This is a genomic window from Actinomycetota bacterium, from assembly GCA_028698215.1.
GTDB lineage: Bacteria > Actinomycetota > Humimicrobiia > Humimicrobiales > Humimicrobiaceae > Halolacustris.
In genome coordinates, this window is record JAQVDY010000001.1 from 102699 (window position 1) to 119010 (window position 16312).

Genomic DNA, 16312 nt, shown 5'->3' on the forward strand with positions numbered 1-16312 from the left:
TCCCTATAATATGGTGCCTAATTATCAGTAGTCTCTTCTGGTTCGGTTTCTTCCGCTTCCGGTATTAAAGGGACCTCTGGTTGCGGGGTAGACTCTTCCATCTTCTGCTGCAGGTCACCCAGGTCTATTAGGGGCACTATTCCTTCCGGTAAAATCCCCCAACTTATATTGGGTGAGAGTTTCTGGATAAACTCCAGCTGTATAATTTCCGGGTATTCTCTCAGAGATTCGCCCCTGATGGTGATTTGTTGGGCTTCTGCTTCTGCCCTTATAATAGTCTGCTCTTTTTTTATTCTTTCCTGCTCCAGGATATTGCGCTCTACTTCTATTCTTTCTTCTGCAATTTGTTTTTCTTCCAATACGGTAAAGTATTCTTCTGTAAAATCTATCTTTCTTAGCAGGAACTCGTCTAAAATAATGCCGTTTTCAGCAAAAATTGGCCTAAGTGTTTCTGAAAGTTCTGCCTGTACATCAAATACCTGTTCAGAATAAAGCTGTAGGGCTGTATATTTCTTGGGGATGTTCCTGGCCAGGGACCTGGCCTCTGCCTTTACTACCTTCTCTACCAACTCATCCATGGTGCCAATATTGTTTAATACCCATTCGGCCTGTTTGGCATCAATGGAAAACCTGATGGTATATTTAAGTTTTATTTGCTGTCCGTCTGAAGAGGTGGTATCTACGGCAAAATCGGTATAAGTAGCAGCGCTGGGTTCGGGGGTATCACTGGTTTCATAGGTAACCTGCCTGGTGGAATAATTAACCGTGTTCTGGATAAAGGGCACTTTCACATGAAGCCCCGGATAAAAAGTTACTCCTGTGGTTTTTCCAAACTGGGTCAATACCTGAACATTACCCGCTTGCACTATTACAAAACTGTTTAGTATAAGGACCAGTGCTACTATAAAGATAACTATTCCTATTATAATTTTGGGAATCAATTTCACTTTCATATTTGCTCCCTTCTTTGCAGCAAGATTGATATTTACAATAAATCCAGTACCACACAAGTCATGGTATCTTTTATCATATTGAGGTTCTGGATTTTAGATATAACCGTTCTTCCCAGGGAAGCCAGGTCCTCTGCCCCTACATAGGCAATAATATCATAAGGCCCGGTAACCGTATGGGCAGATTGTACCCCCTTCATTTTGCTTATCTTGGTCAAAGCATCATTTTGTTTGCCCTGGTCTGATTTAATCAGGACATATGCATAAGTCATCTATTGCTCCCTGTTAAAATTTAAATACAGGTAGGAATATAACATTTATCCCGGCATTTTTCTACTCAGTCCAACATTTGATTCTACATGGTGTTGATTTTAGAAATTACACCCTTTATAATTTAGGGCACATTATAACAATTTTTAGTTAAAGGATTATTTATGGCTCTTATTAACCTAAAGGATTTATTAACCCATGCCCAACAAAACAAGTATGCAGTTGGGGCTTTCAATGTAACTAATTTGGATCTTATTGATACTCTAATAGATTCTGCAGTAGAGGAAAATTCCCCTATCATTATGCAGATAGCAGAAGTTCATTTCAAGTATTTAAATTTTGAGGAAATAGGTCCTGCCATAATTAATGCGGCCAATAAGGTAAGAATACCTATTTGTGTACACCTGGATCACGGGCAAAGCCTGCAGACAGTAGTAAGGGCTATCAGGGCAGGGTTTACTTCGGTAATGTTTGACGGCAGCAAGTACCCCCTGGATGAAAACATTGCCAGGACCAAAGAAGTGGTAAATATCGCCCATAGTGTTGGAGTAAGCGTGGAAGGCGAAATAGGTGCAATAGGAGGCGAAGCGGTAGGAGAGCAAGCAGCCACCGCCCATGCTGCCCAGAGGGAGCTTTTTACCAAGGTAGAAGAGGCCATAAGGTTCAGGGAAGAGACCAATCTTGATGCTATGGCTATAGCCATAGGCAATGTTCATGGCCTTTATAAAGGTGAACCCGAGCTTGACTTTGACCGTTTAACCAAGATTAGGAATTCAGTTGATGTACCCCTGGTACTGCATGGAGGCTCAGGTATTTCTGATGATGATTTCAGGAAAGCTGTAAGCCTGGGTATATGCAAGATTAATTTCTACACCGAGATGTCCAATAATGCGGTTGATGCCGCTAGAACCTACCTGCAGCAGAACCCGGGAGCCATCAGCTATCCTGACCTGGTGAAAAAAGCCATGCTGGCTGCAAAAGAAACAGTAAAGGACAGGCTGAGGGTGTTTGGAAGTGCCAAACAGTGTGCAGCGGATAAGTCATTCTGCATTTCATGTGATGAGGAAAGCTGTGAAATAGTTGATCCCAGGTTCCAGCCAGATAGCAAGGCAGTCTTGTATTCAGACCTGGTAGATAGGATATCCAAGGAAGTTATTTCACAATTAAATAAATAATGGTTCCTGTGCTTTAATACCTGGTTTGTATCCAGCATTGACATAATGGATTTATGGTTTAACATATATACTATTAATTCAATAGAATTTATAGTTTATAGGTGGGAATATGAATAAAGAATACGGTTTTGAAACCAAAGCCATTCATCAGGGATTTAAAAAAGATCATACCGGTGCCCGGGCTGTACCTATTTACCAGACTTCATCCTATCTTTTTGAAGATACCAAACATGCTGCTGACCTGTTTGCATTGGACCAAAAGGGATTCATCTATTCCAGGATTATGAACCCTACGGTAGAAGTTTTTGAAGAAAGGATGGCAGCGCTTGAAAATGGCGTGGGGGCTTTGGCCACTTCTTCAGGACAGGCTGCAGAAACTTTATCCATTTTAAATATTGCAGGATCAGGTGATCAGATTGTCTCTTCTTCTTCCCTATACGGAGGAACCATCAATCTTTTTGAGAATACCCTGTCCAAATTAGGAATCGAGGTAAGGTTTGTGGAGCCTTCGGATATGGACGGTTTCCAAAAGGCAATAACCCCCCATACCAAGGCTCTATATGCTGAATCTATTGGAAACCCCAGTTTAGATGTATTAGACTTGGAAGCATTGTCAGCTGTTGCCCACAGTAATGGAATACCTCTCATAATTGATAACACCCTGGCTTCGCCTTATTTACTCCGACCCCTAGATTGGGGGGCGGATATAGTAATACATTCGGCTACTAAATTTATATGCGGCCAGGGGACTACCATTGCCGGGGTAATTATTGATTCCGGAAGATTTGATTGGAATGAATCAGAAAAATTCAAGGGACTAAATCAACCAGATCCCAGCTACCATGGCCTGGTTTATACTAAGAAATTTGGAAAGGCTGCCTATATAAACAAGGCCCGGGTGCAATTGCTGAGGGATTTAGGTGCTTGCCTGTCTCCTTTTAATGCTTTCCTGCTGCTGCTGGGATTGGAAACCCTGGCGGTTAGAATGGAGAGGCACAGCAAAAATGCCATGGCAGTGGCCGAACACCTTGACCAGCATCCACAGGTAAACTGGGTAAGATATCCAGGCCTGGATAGCCACCCCACTTACCATCTGGCCCGGAAATATTTAAATAAAGGCTATGGGGCTATGGTTAGTTTTGGCATAAAAGGCGGGTTGCCTGCAGGGCAAAAATTTATAGAGTCGCTTCAACTTTTCTCACACCTGGCCAACATTGGTGATGCCAAGTCTTTAGCCATTCACCCAGCTACCACTACCCATCAGCAGTTAAGCCGGGAGCAAAGGATAGCCAGCGGTATTACAGATGATTTTATACGGTTATCCATAGGCTTGGAAACTTTGGAAGATATAATTGGTGACCTCAATCAGGCCCTGGACCATGCAAAAAGCTAAGGGGTAAGATTGTCTTGCCTTTCTAAACAATCTTGCAGGGTTACTGCATCCAGTTTTTGATAAATATCCTGGGTTATCTCTGCCCAGATATCCTTGCTTACACAATGCCGGTACCGGGAGCAAATATGGGGATCATTTATACATTCTACCATGGCAATCGGGCCTTCCACCGCTTCCACAATTTCCCTCAAAGTTATTTTCTCCGGGCTTCTGGAAAGGGTATACCCGCCATGGGCTCCCCTGGTGGATTTTACCAGTCCCGCTATTTTTAGGGGTATGATGAGCTGAGACAAGTATTTTAGGGATATATCCTGAGCCTGGCTTACATCCTTTAAAAATATGGGGCCTTGACTGTATTTGGAAGCCAGCTCCAGCATCAGCCGGGTGCTGTATCTTCCCCTGGTAGATATTTTCATTTTCTGCTCACCATAATATTAGTATTCTTATAGGAAAAGTATTGTATAATATAATAGTAAAATTGACAATTACTGTTAGATATAATATTATTCCCTATAATTTCTATAGTATTAATAGTATATAATGGTAGAAGATAAAAAACAAATTACAAAAACTGAAGTTTTTTCAGCTTACGGCCAGGACGATCCTCTTGTGCTGGAGTGCGGAAAGGAATTAGCTCCAGTTAATGTTGCTTATGAAACTTATGGACAGCTAAACCAGGATAGAACCAATGCTATCCTTATCTTTCATGCCCTTTCCGGAGACTCCCATGCCGCCTTTTATCACTCATCCCAGGACAAAAAACCCGGTTGGTGGGATTTTATGATTGGGCCAGGCAAACCTTTTGATACTGGGAAATTTTTCATAATCTGTGCTAATGTACTGGGAGGATGCAAGGGTTCTACCGGACCGAGTTCCCTAAACCCTGGGACCGGTAAGCCTTATGGAATATCTTTTCCTCCCATAACCATAACTGATATGCTTAAACCCCAGCAAAGACTGGTACAACATTTAGGTATAAAAAAGCTGATGGCGGTTGCCGGGGGCTCCATGGGAGGCATGCTTTCCCTGCAATGGGCCCTAAATTATCCTCAAATGGCCCGGGGGGCAATTTTTATTGCTACTGCCCCCACCCATACCGCCCAGGCTATTGCTTTTAACAGTGTGGGAAGATATGCCATTATATCTGACCCTAATTGGAATAATGGAGATTATTACGGGCAGGAGCAGCAGCCTCTGGTAGGCTTGAAAATTGCCAGGATGATTGGCCACATTACATATATCAGCCAACAGTCCATGCATCAAAAATTCGGGAGGAAATCTTATCCTGTCCGGGAAGCCAATATTGATTTCTTTAAGGAATTTGAGGTAGAAAGCTATCTGCAATATAAAGGGGAATCCTTTGTTAGGAGGTTTGATCCCAATTCCTATTTGTATATTACCAAGGCTATTGATGCTTTTAACCTTTACGGAAACTATGGTAGCCTGGCTGAAGCCCTAAAGCCGGTTAAGGCCAAGTCATTGGTGATTTCCTTTTCATCGGACTGGCTTTATCCCCAGGCCGAATCGGCCAAAATTGTAAAAGCCTTAAAAATTAATGGTATAGATACCACCTATTGTAATATCGAATCACCCTATGGCCATGATTCTTTTTTGCTGGACTTGCCCAAGTTTAAGGATACAATAACCGGTTTTATCCATTCCCTGGGAGGTCAAAATGACTGAGCCAAATTATTTGAAATGGATAGAAGACCATTCTAAAATCCTAGTACTGGGATGTGGTTCTGGTGAAATATTAAAACAACTTATGCTTGAAAAAAAAGCAGATTGTTTTGGCCTGGACATATCTGAGCAAAAGGTAATTGCTGCCATATCCAAGGGCCTTTCAGTCATACAGGGCGATATAAATCATGATTTGGCAGATTATCCCCCTAAGTCTTTTGATTTGGTATTAGCCCATGATATTTTGCAGTTAACCGATAATCCTAAAAAAATTATAAAGGATATTCTAAAGATAGGTCATAAGGCCATAGTTAGCTTCCCTAATTTTGCCTACCTGAAAATAAGGCTTTCTATTCTGTTAACAGGGAAAATGCCCAAGACCCAGATACTTCCCTATAAATGGTATGAAACCCCCAACATCCATTTGTTTACGGTAAAAGATTTTAAAGAATTTTGCAAAGAAGAGGGCATACAGGTATTGGCACAGGATTACACTATATTCCAGGGGAAAAGATCGGTTAATTGCGCCCCCAACCTGACTTCAGAATTTGCTTATTTCCTTATATCCTGCCTGGATTAATTGTTTGCATACTTCCGGTTTTATTTTACTTTTAAAATGATAAAGATGGCTGGGGCAGCTGCAATCAGAGGAGCCGAATCCGGATACTGAATCTAATTTTAGACTCATGGCTTTAGCTGTGCTGCATTCCAGGTCAGGGCGCCAGGGGGCATAGAAAATATTCTTTACAGCAGTATAGGGGCTATCCAGCAGATAATCTATATGCCAGTATAGTTTTTTTGTCCGGCTTAAATGCCTGGATATCCTAAAGTTTATATTGGTTTTTGCCGAACCAATATAAATATAATAACCGGGATAGAAGCTCTTTGGGCCCAGTTTTCCTATTATTAAATCAAGCTGCCTGCTGCAGGCAATTATCAAGCTGTAGTTTCCGCCTGCGATCTTTATTACCCCCTGGTTATTGCTGGCCATTATGGTTTGTTTTTCTGGCTGTTTCCAGTAACTGGGCAGCTTTATAAGAGGAACGGACAAAAATTCCGCTCACCACAGCTTTTATGCCTGTTTTTTTTGCCATTTTTCCTATCAGCTTGAATTCTTCTGCAGTATAGTATCTGCTTACTTCTGCCTGTAAGGGACCAGGCTGTAGGTATTGACCTATAGTAACCATGTCGCAGCCGGCATTTTTTATGTCGCCTAACAGCTCTTTAATCTCGGCAATGGTTTCTCCCAACCCTAACATAAATCCGGTTTTGGTATATATGCCTTTCTTTAGTTCTTTGGCCATAGCTAACACAGATAGGGACTGGTGGTAATCTGCTTGCGGCCTAACAGCATCATAGTTTCTGCAAACAGTTTCAATATTATGGTTAAACACCGCTATGTCTTGTTCCAGTATTAAGGTTAATGCTTCTTGGTCTGCATTAAAGTCAGGTACCAGGCACTCAATATATGCTTCCCTGTTCTCCTTTTTAATTTCTCTTATCACTGCTGCTATATGGTCAGCCCCTCCATGAGGCAAGTCATCTCTGGTTACAGAGGTGAGTACCACATAATCCAACTTTAACTTACATACGGCCCTAGCTATATTCCGGGGTTCGTCAGAGTCCAAGGGCAAGGGTGAGCCAGGCCTTATAGAACAGAAAGTACAGTTTCTGGTACAGCGGTCCCCCATTAACAGAAAGGTGGCTGTTTTATGGCTGAAACATTCAAAAATATTGGGGCATTGTGCGCTTTGGCACACTGTATGCAGGCCGGAACTATCAATTAAACCTTTAATTTCGGAAATGTTGGCATTATCTGCTTTAAATCTTTTTTTTAACCATTCAGGTTTTATGACCGACAATCTTGCCAAATATCCTTTCCAAGTCTTTTACTGATTTGAAGGCTATCTCGACTTTGCCCTGTTTCTTACCCACTTTAATATGGACCGGAGCCTGTAAATATTCAGCTATTTTTTCTGATAGTTCAGGTAATTTTTTGAATTGTACTTTATTTTCATTAGTGGCGGTTTTGGCTTTCTGGTTTTCCTTGCTTGCCAGATTTTCGATATCTCTTACCGTTAAGCTTCTTTTGATTATCAAGTGGGCCAAATCTATTTGTTTCTGACTGGAATCCAATGCCAGCAATGCCCGGGCATGCCCGGCACTAATTTCCTCTTTATCTACCATCTTCTGTACTTCCAGGGGTAGAGACAACAATCTCAGGCTATTGGTGATGGCTGCCCTGCTTTTTCCCACCCGCTCTGACAGCTTATCATGGGTTATTTTAAATTCTTCAATCAGTTGTTTATAGGTTAAGGCCAGCTCCATGGGGCTAAGGTTATCCCTGTGTATATTTTCTATTAATGCCATCTCCAGGGAAGAAATATCATCCAGCCCTGAAGCTACAATACAGGGTATGGTTTCCTGGTCAGCCAGCTTGGAAGCTCTGTACCGCCTCTCTCCCGCCACTATTTCAAAGCTATCATCCAGTTTATTGGATGTTCTTATCAATATGGGCTGTATGACCCCAAATTGTTTAATGGATTCGGCTAATTCCAACAAGGATTGGTCTTTAAAATTCTGTCTGGGCTGGTTCTTATTGGGGGTTATTTTATCTAAAGGTATTTCTTGTACCTTGAATTTTTCATCTTTATTGGTTTCTTTGGTGCTGGGTATAAGAGCGCTTAACCCCCTACCCAATCCTCTTCTTGCCATTTTCAATCACTTCCTTCATTAAGTTTTTATAAGCAATTGCCCCTTTACATCCAGCATCATATATCATTATAGGCTGACCATAGCTGGGCGCTTCACTCAGTCTCACGTTTCGGGGAATTATGGTAGTAAATAATTTATGCTCAAAATAATTCCTAACTTCTTTTATGACTTCTTCCGCCAGTTTTATGCGGGGGTCGTACATGGTCATTACTGCCCCGGTAATTTTTAAGTCTTCATTGAGGTTATTTTTAACCAAATTAATGGTATTTATTAATTGGCCTAAACCCTCCAGGGCGTAATATTCGCATTGTATGGGAATTAGTACCTCTCTAGCTGCAGTAAGGGCATTTATAGTTAGCAGCCCCAAAGCAGGAGGGCAGTCAATAATTATATAATCAAACTGTCCCTTTACCTTATCCATAGCTTTCTGCAGGCGGTATTCCCTCTTCATGCTGGAAACCATTTCCACTTCTGCCCCGGCAAGTTCAATGGAGGAAGGGATAACCTTTAGATTTTCATAATCTGTACCCATAATTACCTGATGGGGATCCTGATCGTTTATTAAAATATCATAGATGGAACTGTTGATATTTTGGGAGCTGAGTCCTATGCCGCTGGTAGAATTATTTTGAGGGTCCATATCTACCAACAAAGTTTTATAGCCTTCCATGCCCAAGTAGGCAGAAAGGTTTACAGCAGTGGTACTTTTACCCACTCCCCCCTTCTGGTTGGCAATAGCTATAATTCTGCATTCCTGGGTAAAAAAGTTTTCCTGCTCCTCTGCCTGGTTTTTACTGAATACTTTTCTTAAAAATTGCATAATTACACAAATATGTAAATCATTAAGTATTATTTCTTTTTATTTTGGCAAAATTTCTTGGATACCGGGTAGGTGTTTTGGATATTTTCTTAATCTCCAATAACACCCTAAACTCGTTCAGGCCTTCAATGCTTATTTGATGTATACCCGTGATTTTGCCTCCCAGCTCTTCCACCATGCTTGAATGGTTCTTTATTTCTTCAAAAACTTTCCTGCTTTTGTAAAGTATAATTTTACCATTTATTTTACAAAAAGGAATTGCCAATTCTATTAAAATCCTAAAGTTGGCCACCGCCCTGGCTAATACTACATCATACTGCTCCCGGTAGCCGGGTTTTTTGGCCAGTTGTTCTGCTCTCTCCCTTATTACCTCTATATTATTTATTCGGCAAATCTTGATAGCTTGGTTTAAGAATTCAGCTTTTTTTAAAGATTTCTCTACCAGGGTCCAATTAAAGCTTGGTAGAAACAGGGCCAGCAGCAATCCCGGCAATCCTCCCCCGCTTCCTATATCTACAGCCTTGGAGCCTGAACCAAAAAACTTATCCTTAAACTTTAATATCGATAAACTGTCTAAAAAATGCCGGTTAACTATTTCTAACTTGTCCTTGGTACCTACCAGATTTATTTTTTGATTCTGGCTATGGAGGTAGTCCAGGAATTGGACTGCGGTATTAATAATATCCGGGGCCGTATCTATATCAAGGCTGCGGAGATAGTTTTTTATAATTTTAGCGTTATCCAATATTTATCTTCCTTTTAATGCTATCATCAAAATTGAAATGTCGGCAGGAGAAATACCGGCAATCCTGGAAGCCTGGCCCAGGGTGTTGGGCTTGATATTGGATAGCTTCTCCCTGGCTTCAAAAGTCAACCCTTTAAATTTATAATAATTTAGGTCGGGTGGCAATAAATAGTTTTCTAAATTTTTTAGTTTTTTGATATCCGATAATTGCCTGTTGATATAGCCTTCATACTTTATTATTATTTCAGCCTGCTCCTGCACCGCCTTAGGGTAAACACGAGGGGATATTTTACCTAAAGGTAATACCTGTCCTATGCCTATTTCTGGTCTTTTTAATAAGTTATATCCGGTGGTCGCTCCGTTATTAGGATTGCCCTGCTGGTAAACCATACTGGTATCTTTCAATTTTTGTATAAGATCCTTTATCTTTTGTTGTTTATTTTTAACGCTCTGGTATTGTTCCCGGCTAATCAGCCCTATCGCGTGCCCCTGCCCTGCCAGTCTCAAATCTGCATTATCGGCTCTCAGCAATAGCCTGTATTCTGCCCTTGAAGTATACATCCTGTAGGGCTCTATCAACTCCTTGGTTATCAAATCATCTATTAGCACACCAATGTAGCTGCTGTCCCGGGTCAGTATTAATGGTTTTTTTCCTTTAATCTTTAAAGCAGCATTTACTCCAGCTATTAATCCTTGGGCCGCTGCTTCTTCATAGCCGGAGGTACCGTTTATTTGTCCCGCAAAATAAAGGTTTTCTATTAATTTAGACTCAAGGGTATAGTTAAGTTGATTGGGTATCAAATAGTCATATTCCACTGCATAGCCTGGCCTGATTATGGCCGCATGGCGCAGACAATGAATGCTATTGATGATTTTTTGCTGAATATTAAAAGGCATGCTGGTAGTCAATCCCTGTAGATACATTTCATTGGTATTGGCTCCTTCCGGCTCTATAAATACAGGGTGTTTAGCTTTTTTAGGAAAATTTATTACTTTCCGGTCAATTGAGGGACAATGCCTGGGTCCATGAGTGTCTACCATTCCCGACCTTATTGGTGAAAATTCAATATTTTCTGCTATGATTTGGTGTGTTTTTTCAGTGGTATACGTCAGGTAACTGGGAATATTGATGAACTTAGAAAGATCTCTGTCTTGCCAGAAGGAGAACTGTCCAGGTTCATCATCACCGGGGCTTAGTTCAGCTGATGAAAAATCAATGGTTTTTTTATGGATACGGGGAGGGGTGGCAGTTTGAAATCTGTCCATCTTAAAACCTAATTCAGTAAGATTTTGAGTTAGTTCCATGGCCGGATATTCTCCCATCCTTCCTGCCCTGTAATCCCGGCTGCCAATAATGATCCTGCCTCTTAAAAAAGTGCCGCTGGTTATTACCACTGATTTAGCCCTAAATTCTAGGCCATCTTCAGTAAATACCCCTTCTACCCTGCCCTGGTGCACTATTAAACGCGAAACTGTACCCTGTTTGAGGATCAAATTAGGGGTATTCTCCAGAGTTTTCTTCATTTCTATTTCATATTCTTTTTTATCTATCTGTGCTCTTATACCTTGTACTGCAGGCCCCTTTTTGCGGTTCAAGATCTTGAACTGTATTCCGGTATTATCAGCAATTTTACCCATTTGGCCCCCTAGTGCATCTAATTCTTTGACTAGCTGGCTTTTCCCCACTCCCCCTATGGAAGGGTTGCAGGGCATTAGGGCTATTTTATCTAAATTAATAGTCAGCAGTAATGTATTTAGCTTTAATCTGGCACCAGCCAGGGCAGCTTCACATCCAGCATGGCCGGCTCCTACTACTATCAGGTCAAAATTCAATTAGCAATCCTCCTATGTTTCACGTGAAACATTTTTAACATAACACAATAAGGCAAAAATATCCGCAGAACTTACCCCTTCCATTTCTTGGGCCATCCTTAGGGTAGCTGGTTTCTTTTCCAGTAATGCCTGTAGAGCTTCATTAGAGATATTTCCCACCCTGTTGTAATCTATATTTGTAGGAATTTTTAAATTCAAGCTATTTTGAATAGCTTCTATATGCTTCTTATGCCTATCTATATAGAATTTGTATTTTGCTTCTATATAGGCAGTTTCCATTTCCTCAGCATCCAATTTGTATTTCTGGCTTAAATCACATCCCCTTTTAGCGCTAAAATGGTTAAAATCTTCTCTAAGCGGCAAGGTTTCTGATAACAGCTCTTTTGTTGCTGCCAATATCTTTTCATATTTATTTTCAATACTATCTGCTTTCTGGGTAAAACCCAGTTTTCTTAAATACTTAGACATCCTAAAGTCTGCATTATCGTGGCGGTGATAAAGCCTGTTTTCATTTCTGGAAGTTAGCATCCGGTAAGGCTGGCTGGCCCCCTTGGTAACCAAATCGTCTGCCAGTATCCCTAGATACCCATCTTCCCTTTCTATTACTACCGGTGTTTTTTGTTGAGCCGATCTGGCTGCATTTATGCCTGCCATAATACCTTGGGCTGCAGCCTCTTCATACCCAGTGGTGCCGTTAATTTGGCCTGCAAAGAACAGTCCGGGATATTCTTTGCTTTCCAGTATATGGTTTATTTGGTAAGGTAAAACATAATCGTATTCTACCCCGTATCCCGGCCTGGTTATGACTGCCTGGCCCAGTCCTTTAATTCTTTTTAATATACCTTGTTGTATTTCTTCTGAAAAAGTAGTCATAAGGCCGTGTATATACATCTCACTGGTATCAGCCCCTTCAGGCTGAATAAAAACCAAATGCCTTTTACGATTAGGGTACCTTAATATTTTTTCCTCTATGGAAGGGCAATATTTGGGACTTTCCGCCTGTTTTGCATGTCTTATTATGGGTGCTTTGGCTAGATTTTTCCTAATATAGCATATTGCTTCTTTTTCTACATAAGTTATATAGTTATTTATCTGTTCTTGGTGCTGATAGCTGCTTTCATAAGAGAATAGGCTGGGTTCTTTGTCAAATTCCTGCACGGATAAACAAGAGGTATCTATGGTTTTCCTATCCACCCTGGGAGGTGTGTCGGTTTGAAACCTGCCTAATTTTATGTTCATATGTTCCAAGCAAATGGGTAGGCTGTTAGAAGGAATTTCACCCTGCCTGCCGGCTTCAACCATATTGTCCCCCCAAAATATCTTCCCCCTCCAGAAGGTTCCACTACAGAGCACTACTGATTTGCTCCGATATTGGAAATTATCGCTGGTAGTTAGTATAAATAAACCATTATTTCTTTCTAGCCGGGTTACAAGAGCCTGTCTAAGGCCCAAATTATTCTGGTTTTCCAACACTTTTTTCATTTCCAGAAAATATCTGCGTTTATCAACAATAGCTCTCAAGGTCCTAACTGCCGGTCCCTTTGAAGTATTGAGCATTCTCATATGTATATAGGTTCTATCTGTATTTTTACCAATCTCTCCCCCCAATACATCAATTTCCCTTACCATTTGCCCCCTTCCTGGGCCGCCAATGGCGCTATTGCAGGGCATAGAAGCAATACTGTCCATATTTATATTTATCAGTAGTGTTTTTGCTCCCAACCTGGCAGAAGCTAGCGCAGCTTCACACCCGGCATGTCCAGCACCCACTACTATTACTTCAAAATCCAATTAATATTCCTCCTATGTTTCACGTGAAACATTTCGCCAAATTTTCTTATAATATTAAGTTTTGTCATTATTTTCCAATACAAAATTGAGAAAATATCTGATTTAAAACCTCATCGGTGGCCGTTTCTCCTGTAATTTCCCCTAACAGATCATTAGCTATTCTCAGATCTGATGCCGGAAATTCTTCTGAAAGGTGTTCATCCATGGCTTTTATGGCACTATCCAGTAAGCCCTTTACCTCTGCTAATATTTGTTTATGCCTGCTGTTTACTATCACCATCTCCTCTAAGCCAAGCTCCCCTTTTCCTAGAACCATTTCCTTTATTTTTTCCTCCAGCTTTTCTAAACCCCATCCCTTTATGGCTGATACCTCTACCCTATTTTTGTTGGGAAAATAAGGTTTTAACTCTTCTTTGCTTATATTCTGTCCTAAATCTATTTTATTTATGATTCCAATCTTGTTCTTATTGTTTATTTTCTTTATTATTTCTATATCTTTGCCAGCCATTTTTTTGCTTCCATCCAGCACTATCAGCACCAGTTCAGCTTCATCAATGTGCCTTAAGCTTCTTTCTACCCCCATTTTTTCGATTTTATTTTTTGTTTTCCTTATGCCTGCAGTATCCACTAATATTAAAGGTATACCGCTTATATATATAATTTCTTCTACTGCATCCCTGGTAGTCCCCGGAATAGGAGTCACTATTGCCTTTTCTTTTTTTACCAATAGGTTTAACAAGCTGGACTTGCCTACATTAGGCTTGCCTACAATAGCTACCTTAATCCCATTTTTAACAATTTCACCTTTTTTTTCGTCTTTTATCAGCTTATCCACAATTTTTTTTAAGTTTTTTACTTCCAGGCTTAATTGCCCATAAGGGGTTAATTCCAAATCTTCTTCTATAAAATCTACCGATGCTTCCAGCTGTACCAGCACCTTCACTATTTTTTGTTTGATTATTTTTATGGTTTTGCCAGTTTCTCCCTTAATATTTTTAGCGGCAATCTTTAAGCTTTCTACCGTTTTTGACCGCACCATATCTATTACTGCCTCTGCCTGGGAAAGATCTATTCTTCCATTAAGAAAAGCCCTCATGGTAAATTCTCCCGGTTCAGCTAGCCTGGCTCCCTGTTCCAAACACAACTCCAGCACCTTTGAAGTCGGAATAATCCCTCCATGGGTGTTTATCTCTACCACATCTTCCCTGGTATAGGACCTGGGCTCCCTCATTACAGATACCACTGCTTCATCCACCATATGTCCTTTTTTATCCAATATATGGCCATAGGCCATAGAATAGCTATCCAGTTCCTTTAACCTGTACCCAGAGCCTGCCTTAAACAACTTATCAGCAATAGCTACTGCCTCTTGTCCGCTAAGTTTTACAATACCTATAGCTGCATCCCCTGGTTTGGTGCCAATGGCAGCTATGGTATCCTGGTCAGATTTAAACATCATGTTTTCCTATCTTTTTGCTAAATATATAATATCTTTTTTTACTTAAAATCAAGAAGGCATAAAAAAATGGCACCTTTTAGGTGCCATTCCTTATTATTTTAAATTATTGGTTTTCTTGCACCGGATAAATCACTATTCTTCGATAAGGCTCCCTGTTTTTACTAATGGTTTTAATATTCTTAAAACCGGCTAAGGCATTGTGTACAACTTTTCTTTCAAAAGCACTCATGGGCTTAAGCTTTATTTTTATGCCTTCCTTGGCTGCTTTTTCTGCCATTTTTAACGCAGTTTTCTTTACTTTCTCCGCTTTCTTCTTTCGGTAATCCTTTATATCGATCGCTATATTTGTATCTGCCAATTTTTGCCTGGCAGCAATGAGATTGATAATATGCTCCAGGGCTTCAATGTTTTTGCCATTTTTCCCAATAGCCATCCCCAAATCCTTACCATAAACCGATATCATCATTTCTTCGGTATCTGTTTCTACCCTCACCTCTGGATCCATGCATATAATTTCTACTACTTTCTTTAAAACAGTTTCCAGCTTTTCCCAACCTTTATAGTCTTGGTCCTTTTCTGCAATAGTTAACTTTTTAGGGCTATGTTCCAGCAGCTGGTCATTTTCTTGTTCCTGCTTAAGAGATTCCACAAATGAGTCCAGAGCATCATGCATCTTTTGGTCTTCCATTATGCTACCAACACCTCGCTTACTATTTCTTCTTTCTTCTCTTCTTTCTTTTCTTGCCAGCTATTTCCTTTTTCTCTTCTTCCGATATTGGTTTCTCTTCTTCTGGCGGAGCTTTTTCCTGTACCTTTTCCTGGTGGTCTCCTCTTCGCACCCATCTGTTTACCAGGTACTGTTGGCCCATGGTCCACACATTGGTGGTAACCCAGTATACCAGTATACCTGAAGGCAGCCTGAAAGAAATAAAACCAAACACCAGGGGCATTACATAAGTTAGAAAGGACTGTTTGGGATCTGTGGTGGTCATCTTGGTAGTTAAAAACATGGTTCCCACCATGAGGATAACTAATATGTAGTAGGGGTCTGGCTCTTTAAGGTTTAGCCAGCCAAATTGGAAGCTCTCAATTATGCTGGTTACCCTTTCGGTAGGATTCCTAAGGGTCTGAAATAAAGCAAAAAATATAGGCATCTGCAGTATTAGGGGCAGGCATCCAGCCAAGGGGTTTACATTATTCTCTTTATAGAACTCCATGGTTTTTTCCTGGATTTTTTGCTGGTCGCCCTTAAATTTCTTTTGTATTTCTTGAATCTTGGGCTGCATCTTCTGCATCTTAGCCATTGATTTGGTCTGGCTGATGGTAAGGGGGGTAAGCACTATCCTCACTATGACTGTCAATAGTACTATAACCCAGCCATAGCTCTGTACCACGTTCTGGTACAGATAAACCATTATGTGCTCCATAACATTTTGTATGGGCATTAGTAACTCAAATATTCGCTCCAAACTAAAAAACCT

17 protein-coding genes are annotated in these 16312 nt (G+C 40.7%); 4 read left to right on the top strand and 13 right to left on the bottom strand.

Translation table 11 applies throughout. The features are described 5' to 3' along the window. Positions 1–17 precede the first annotated feature (17 nt). Together PHN32_00680 and PHN32_00685 are read right to left on the bottom strand one after the other, a co-directional pair. Positions 18–953, bottom strand: a complete 936-nt coding sequence (locus PHN32_00680; protein MDD3776109.1) for a prohibitin family protein — start codon at positions 951–953, stop codon at positions 18–20. Between the two features lie 32 nt (positions 954–985). Next, positions 986–1222, bottom strand: a complete 237-nt coding sequence (locus tag PHN32_00685) for an Lrp/AsnC ligand binding domain-containing protein (GenBank protein ID MDD3776110.1) — start codon at positions 1220–1222, stop codon at positions 986–988. A 162-nt stretch (positions 1223–1384) separates the two neighbouring features. Between PHN32_00685 and PHN32_00690 the strand changes: the two genes are divergently transcribed. Further along, positions 1385–2395: a class II fructose-bisphosphate aldolase family protein gene (locus tag PHN32_00690; protein MDD3776111.1), complete on the top strand. Its 1011-nt coding sequence runs from the start codon at positions 1385–1387 to the stop codon at positions 2393–2395. 109 nt (positions 2396–2504) lie between these two features. Further along, positions 2505–3788 carry an O-acetylhomoserine aminocarboxypropyltransferase/cysteine synthase gene (locus PHN32_00695; protein ID MDD3776112.1) on the top strand — a complete coding sequence of 428 codons (1284 nt, stop codon included), beginning with the start codon at positions 2505–2507 and terminating at the stop codon, positions 3786–3788. Here the strand turns inward: PHN32_00695 and PHN32_00700 are convergent. Further along, on the bottom strand, positions 3785–4204 hold the full coding sequence (locus PHN32_00700; GenBank protein ID MDD3776113.1) for an Rrf2 family transcriptional regulator: 420 nt from the start codon (positions 4202–4204) through the stop codon (positions 3785–3787). The two genes, PHN32_00695 and PHN32_00700, sit on opposite strands and share 4 nt — an antisense overlap. A gap of 124 nt (positions 4205–4328) precedes the next feature. Between PHN32_00700 and PHN32_00705 the strand changes: the two genes are divergently transcribed. After that, positions 4329–5471 (top strand): homoserine O-acetyltransferase, encoded by a 1143-nt coding sequence (locus tag PHN32_00705; protein MDD3776114.1) that lies wholly within the window; start codon positions 4329–4331, stop codon positions 5469–5471. Next, the gene (gene metW, locus PHN32_00710; protein MDD3776115.1) at positions 5464–6048 is read left to right on the top strand and encodes a methionine biosynthesis protein MetW; all 585 of its coding nucleotides are present in this window, start codon (positions 5464–5466) and stop codon (positions 6046–6048) included. The genes PHN32_00705 and metW overlap by 8 nt, the downstream gene beginning before the upstream one ends. Here the strand turns inward: metW and PHN32_00715 are convergent. From PHN32_00715 to PHN32_00760, 10 genes are all read right to left on the bottom strand, one after another. Further along, a complete protein-coding gene (locus PHN32_00715; GenBank protein ID MDD3776116.1) occupies positions 6010–6459 on the bottom strand; it encodes a GIY-YIG nuclease family protein in 450 nt (149 codons plus the stop codon). The genes metW and PHN32_00715 overlap by 39 nt on opposite strands. Beyond that, entirely contained in the window at positions 6446–7339 is an 894-nt protein-coding gene (gene lipA / locus PHN32_00720) for a lipoyl synthase (GenBank protein MDD3776117.1), read from the bottom strand. Before lipA ends, PHN32_00715 begins: the two co-directional genes overlap by 14 nt. Beyond that, on the bottom strand, positions 7311–8183 hold the full coding sequence (locus PHN32_00725; protein ID MDD3776118.1) for a ParB/RepB/Spo0J family partition protein: 873 nt from the start codon (positions 8181–8183) through the stop codon (positions 7311–7313). The genes lipA and PHN32_00725 overlap by 29 nt, the downstream gene beginning before the upstream one ends. Beyond that, the gene (locus PHN32_00730) at positions 8161–9003 is read right to left on the bottom strand and encodes an AAA family ATPase (protein MDD3776119.1); all 843 of its coding nucleotides are present in this window, start codon (positions 9001–9003) and stop codon (positions 8161–8163) included. The genes PHN32_00725 and PHN32_00730 overlap by 23 nt, the downstream gene beginning before the upstream one ends. A gap of 22 nt (positions 9004–9025) precedes the next feature. Next, on the bottom strand, positions 9026–9748 hold the full coding sequence (gene rsmG, locus PHN32_00735; protein MDD3776120.1) for a 16S rRNA (guanine(527)-N(7))-methyltransferase RsmG: 723 nt from the start codon (positions 9746–9748) through the stop codon (positions 9026–9028). A gap of 3 nt (positions 9749–9751) precedes the next feature. Beyond that, a complete protein-coding gene (mnmG, locus tag PHN32_00740; protein MDD3776121.1) occupies positions 9752–11581 on the bottom strand; it encodes a tRNA uridine-5-carboxymethylaminomethyl(34) synthesis enzyme MnmG in 1830 nt (609 codons plus the stop codon). 12 nt (positions 11582–11593) lie between these two features. Then, positions 11594–13372: a tRNA uridine-5-carboxymethylaminomethyl(34) synthesis enzyme MnmG gene (gene mnmG / locus PHN32_00745; protein MDD3776122.1), complete on the bottom strand. Its 1779-nt coding sequence runs from the start codon at positions 13370–13372 to the stop codon at positions 11594–11596. A 67-nt stretch (positions 13373–13439) separates the two neighbouring features. Next, positions 13440–14831, bottom strand: a complete 1392-nt coding sequence (gene mnmE / locus PHN32_00750) for a tRNA uridine-5-carboxymethylaminomethyl(34) synthesis GTPase MnmE (protein ID MDD3776123.1) — start codon at positions 14829–14831, stop codon at positions 13440–13442. A gap of 103 nt (positions 14832–14934) precedes the next feature. After that, the gene (locus tag PHN32_00755) at positions 14935–15519 is read right to left on the bottom strand and encodes a KH domain-containing protein (GenBank protein ID MDD3776124.1); all 585 of its coding nucleotides are present in this window, start codon (positions 15517–15519) and stop codon (positions 14935–14937) included. Positions 15520–15541: 22 nt separating this feature from the next. After that, positions 15542–16300, bottom strand: a complete 759-nt coding sequence (locus tag PHN32_00760) for a YidC/Oxa1 family membrane protein insertase (GenBank protein MDD3776125.1) — start codon at positions 16298–16300, stop codon at positions 15542–15544. Positions 16301–16312: the final 12 nt, after the last annotated feature.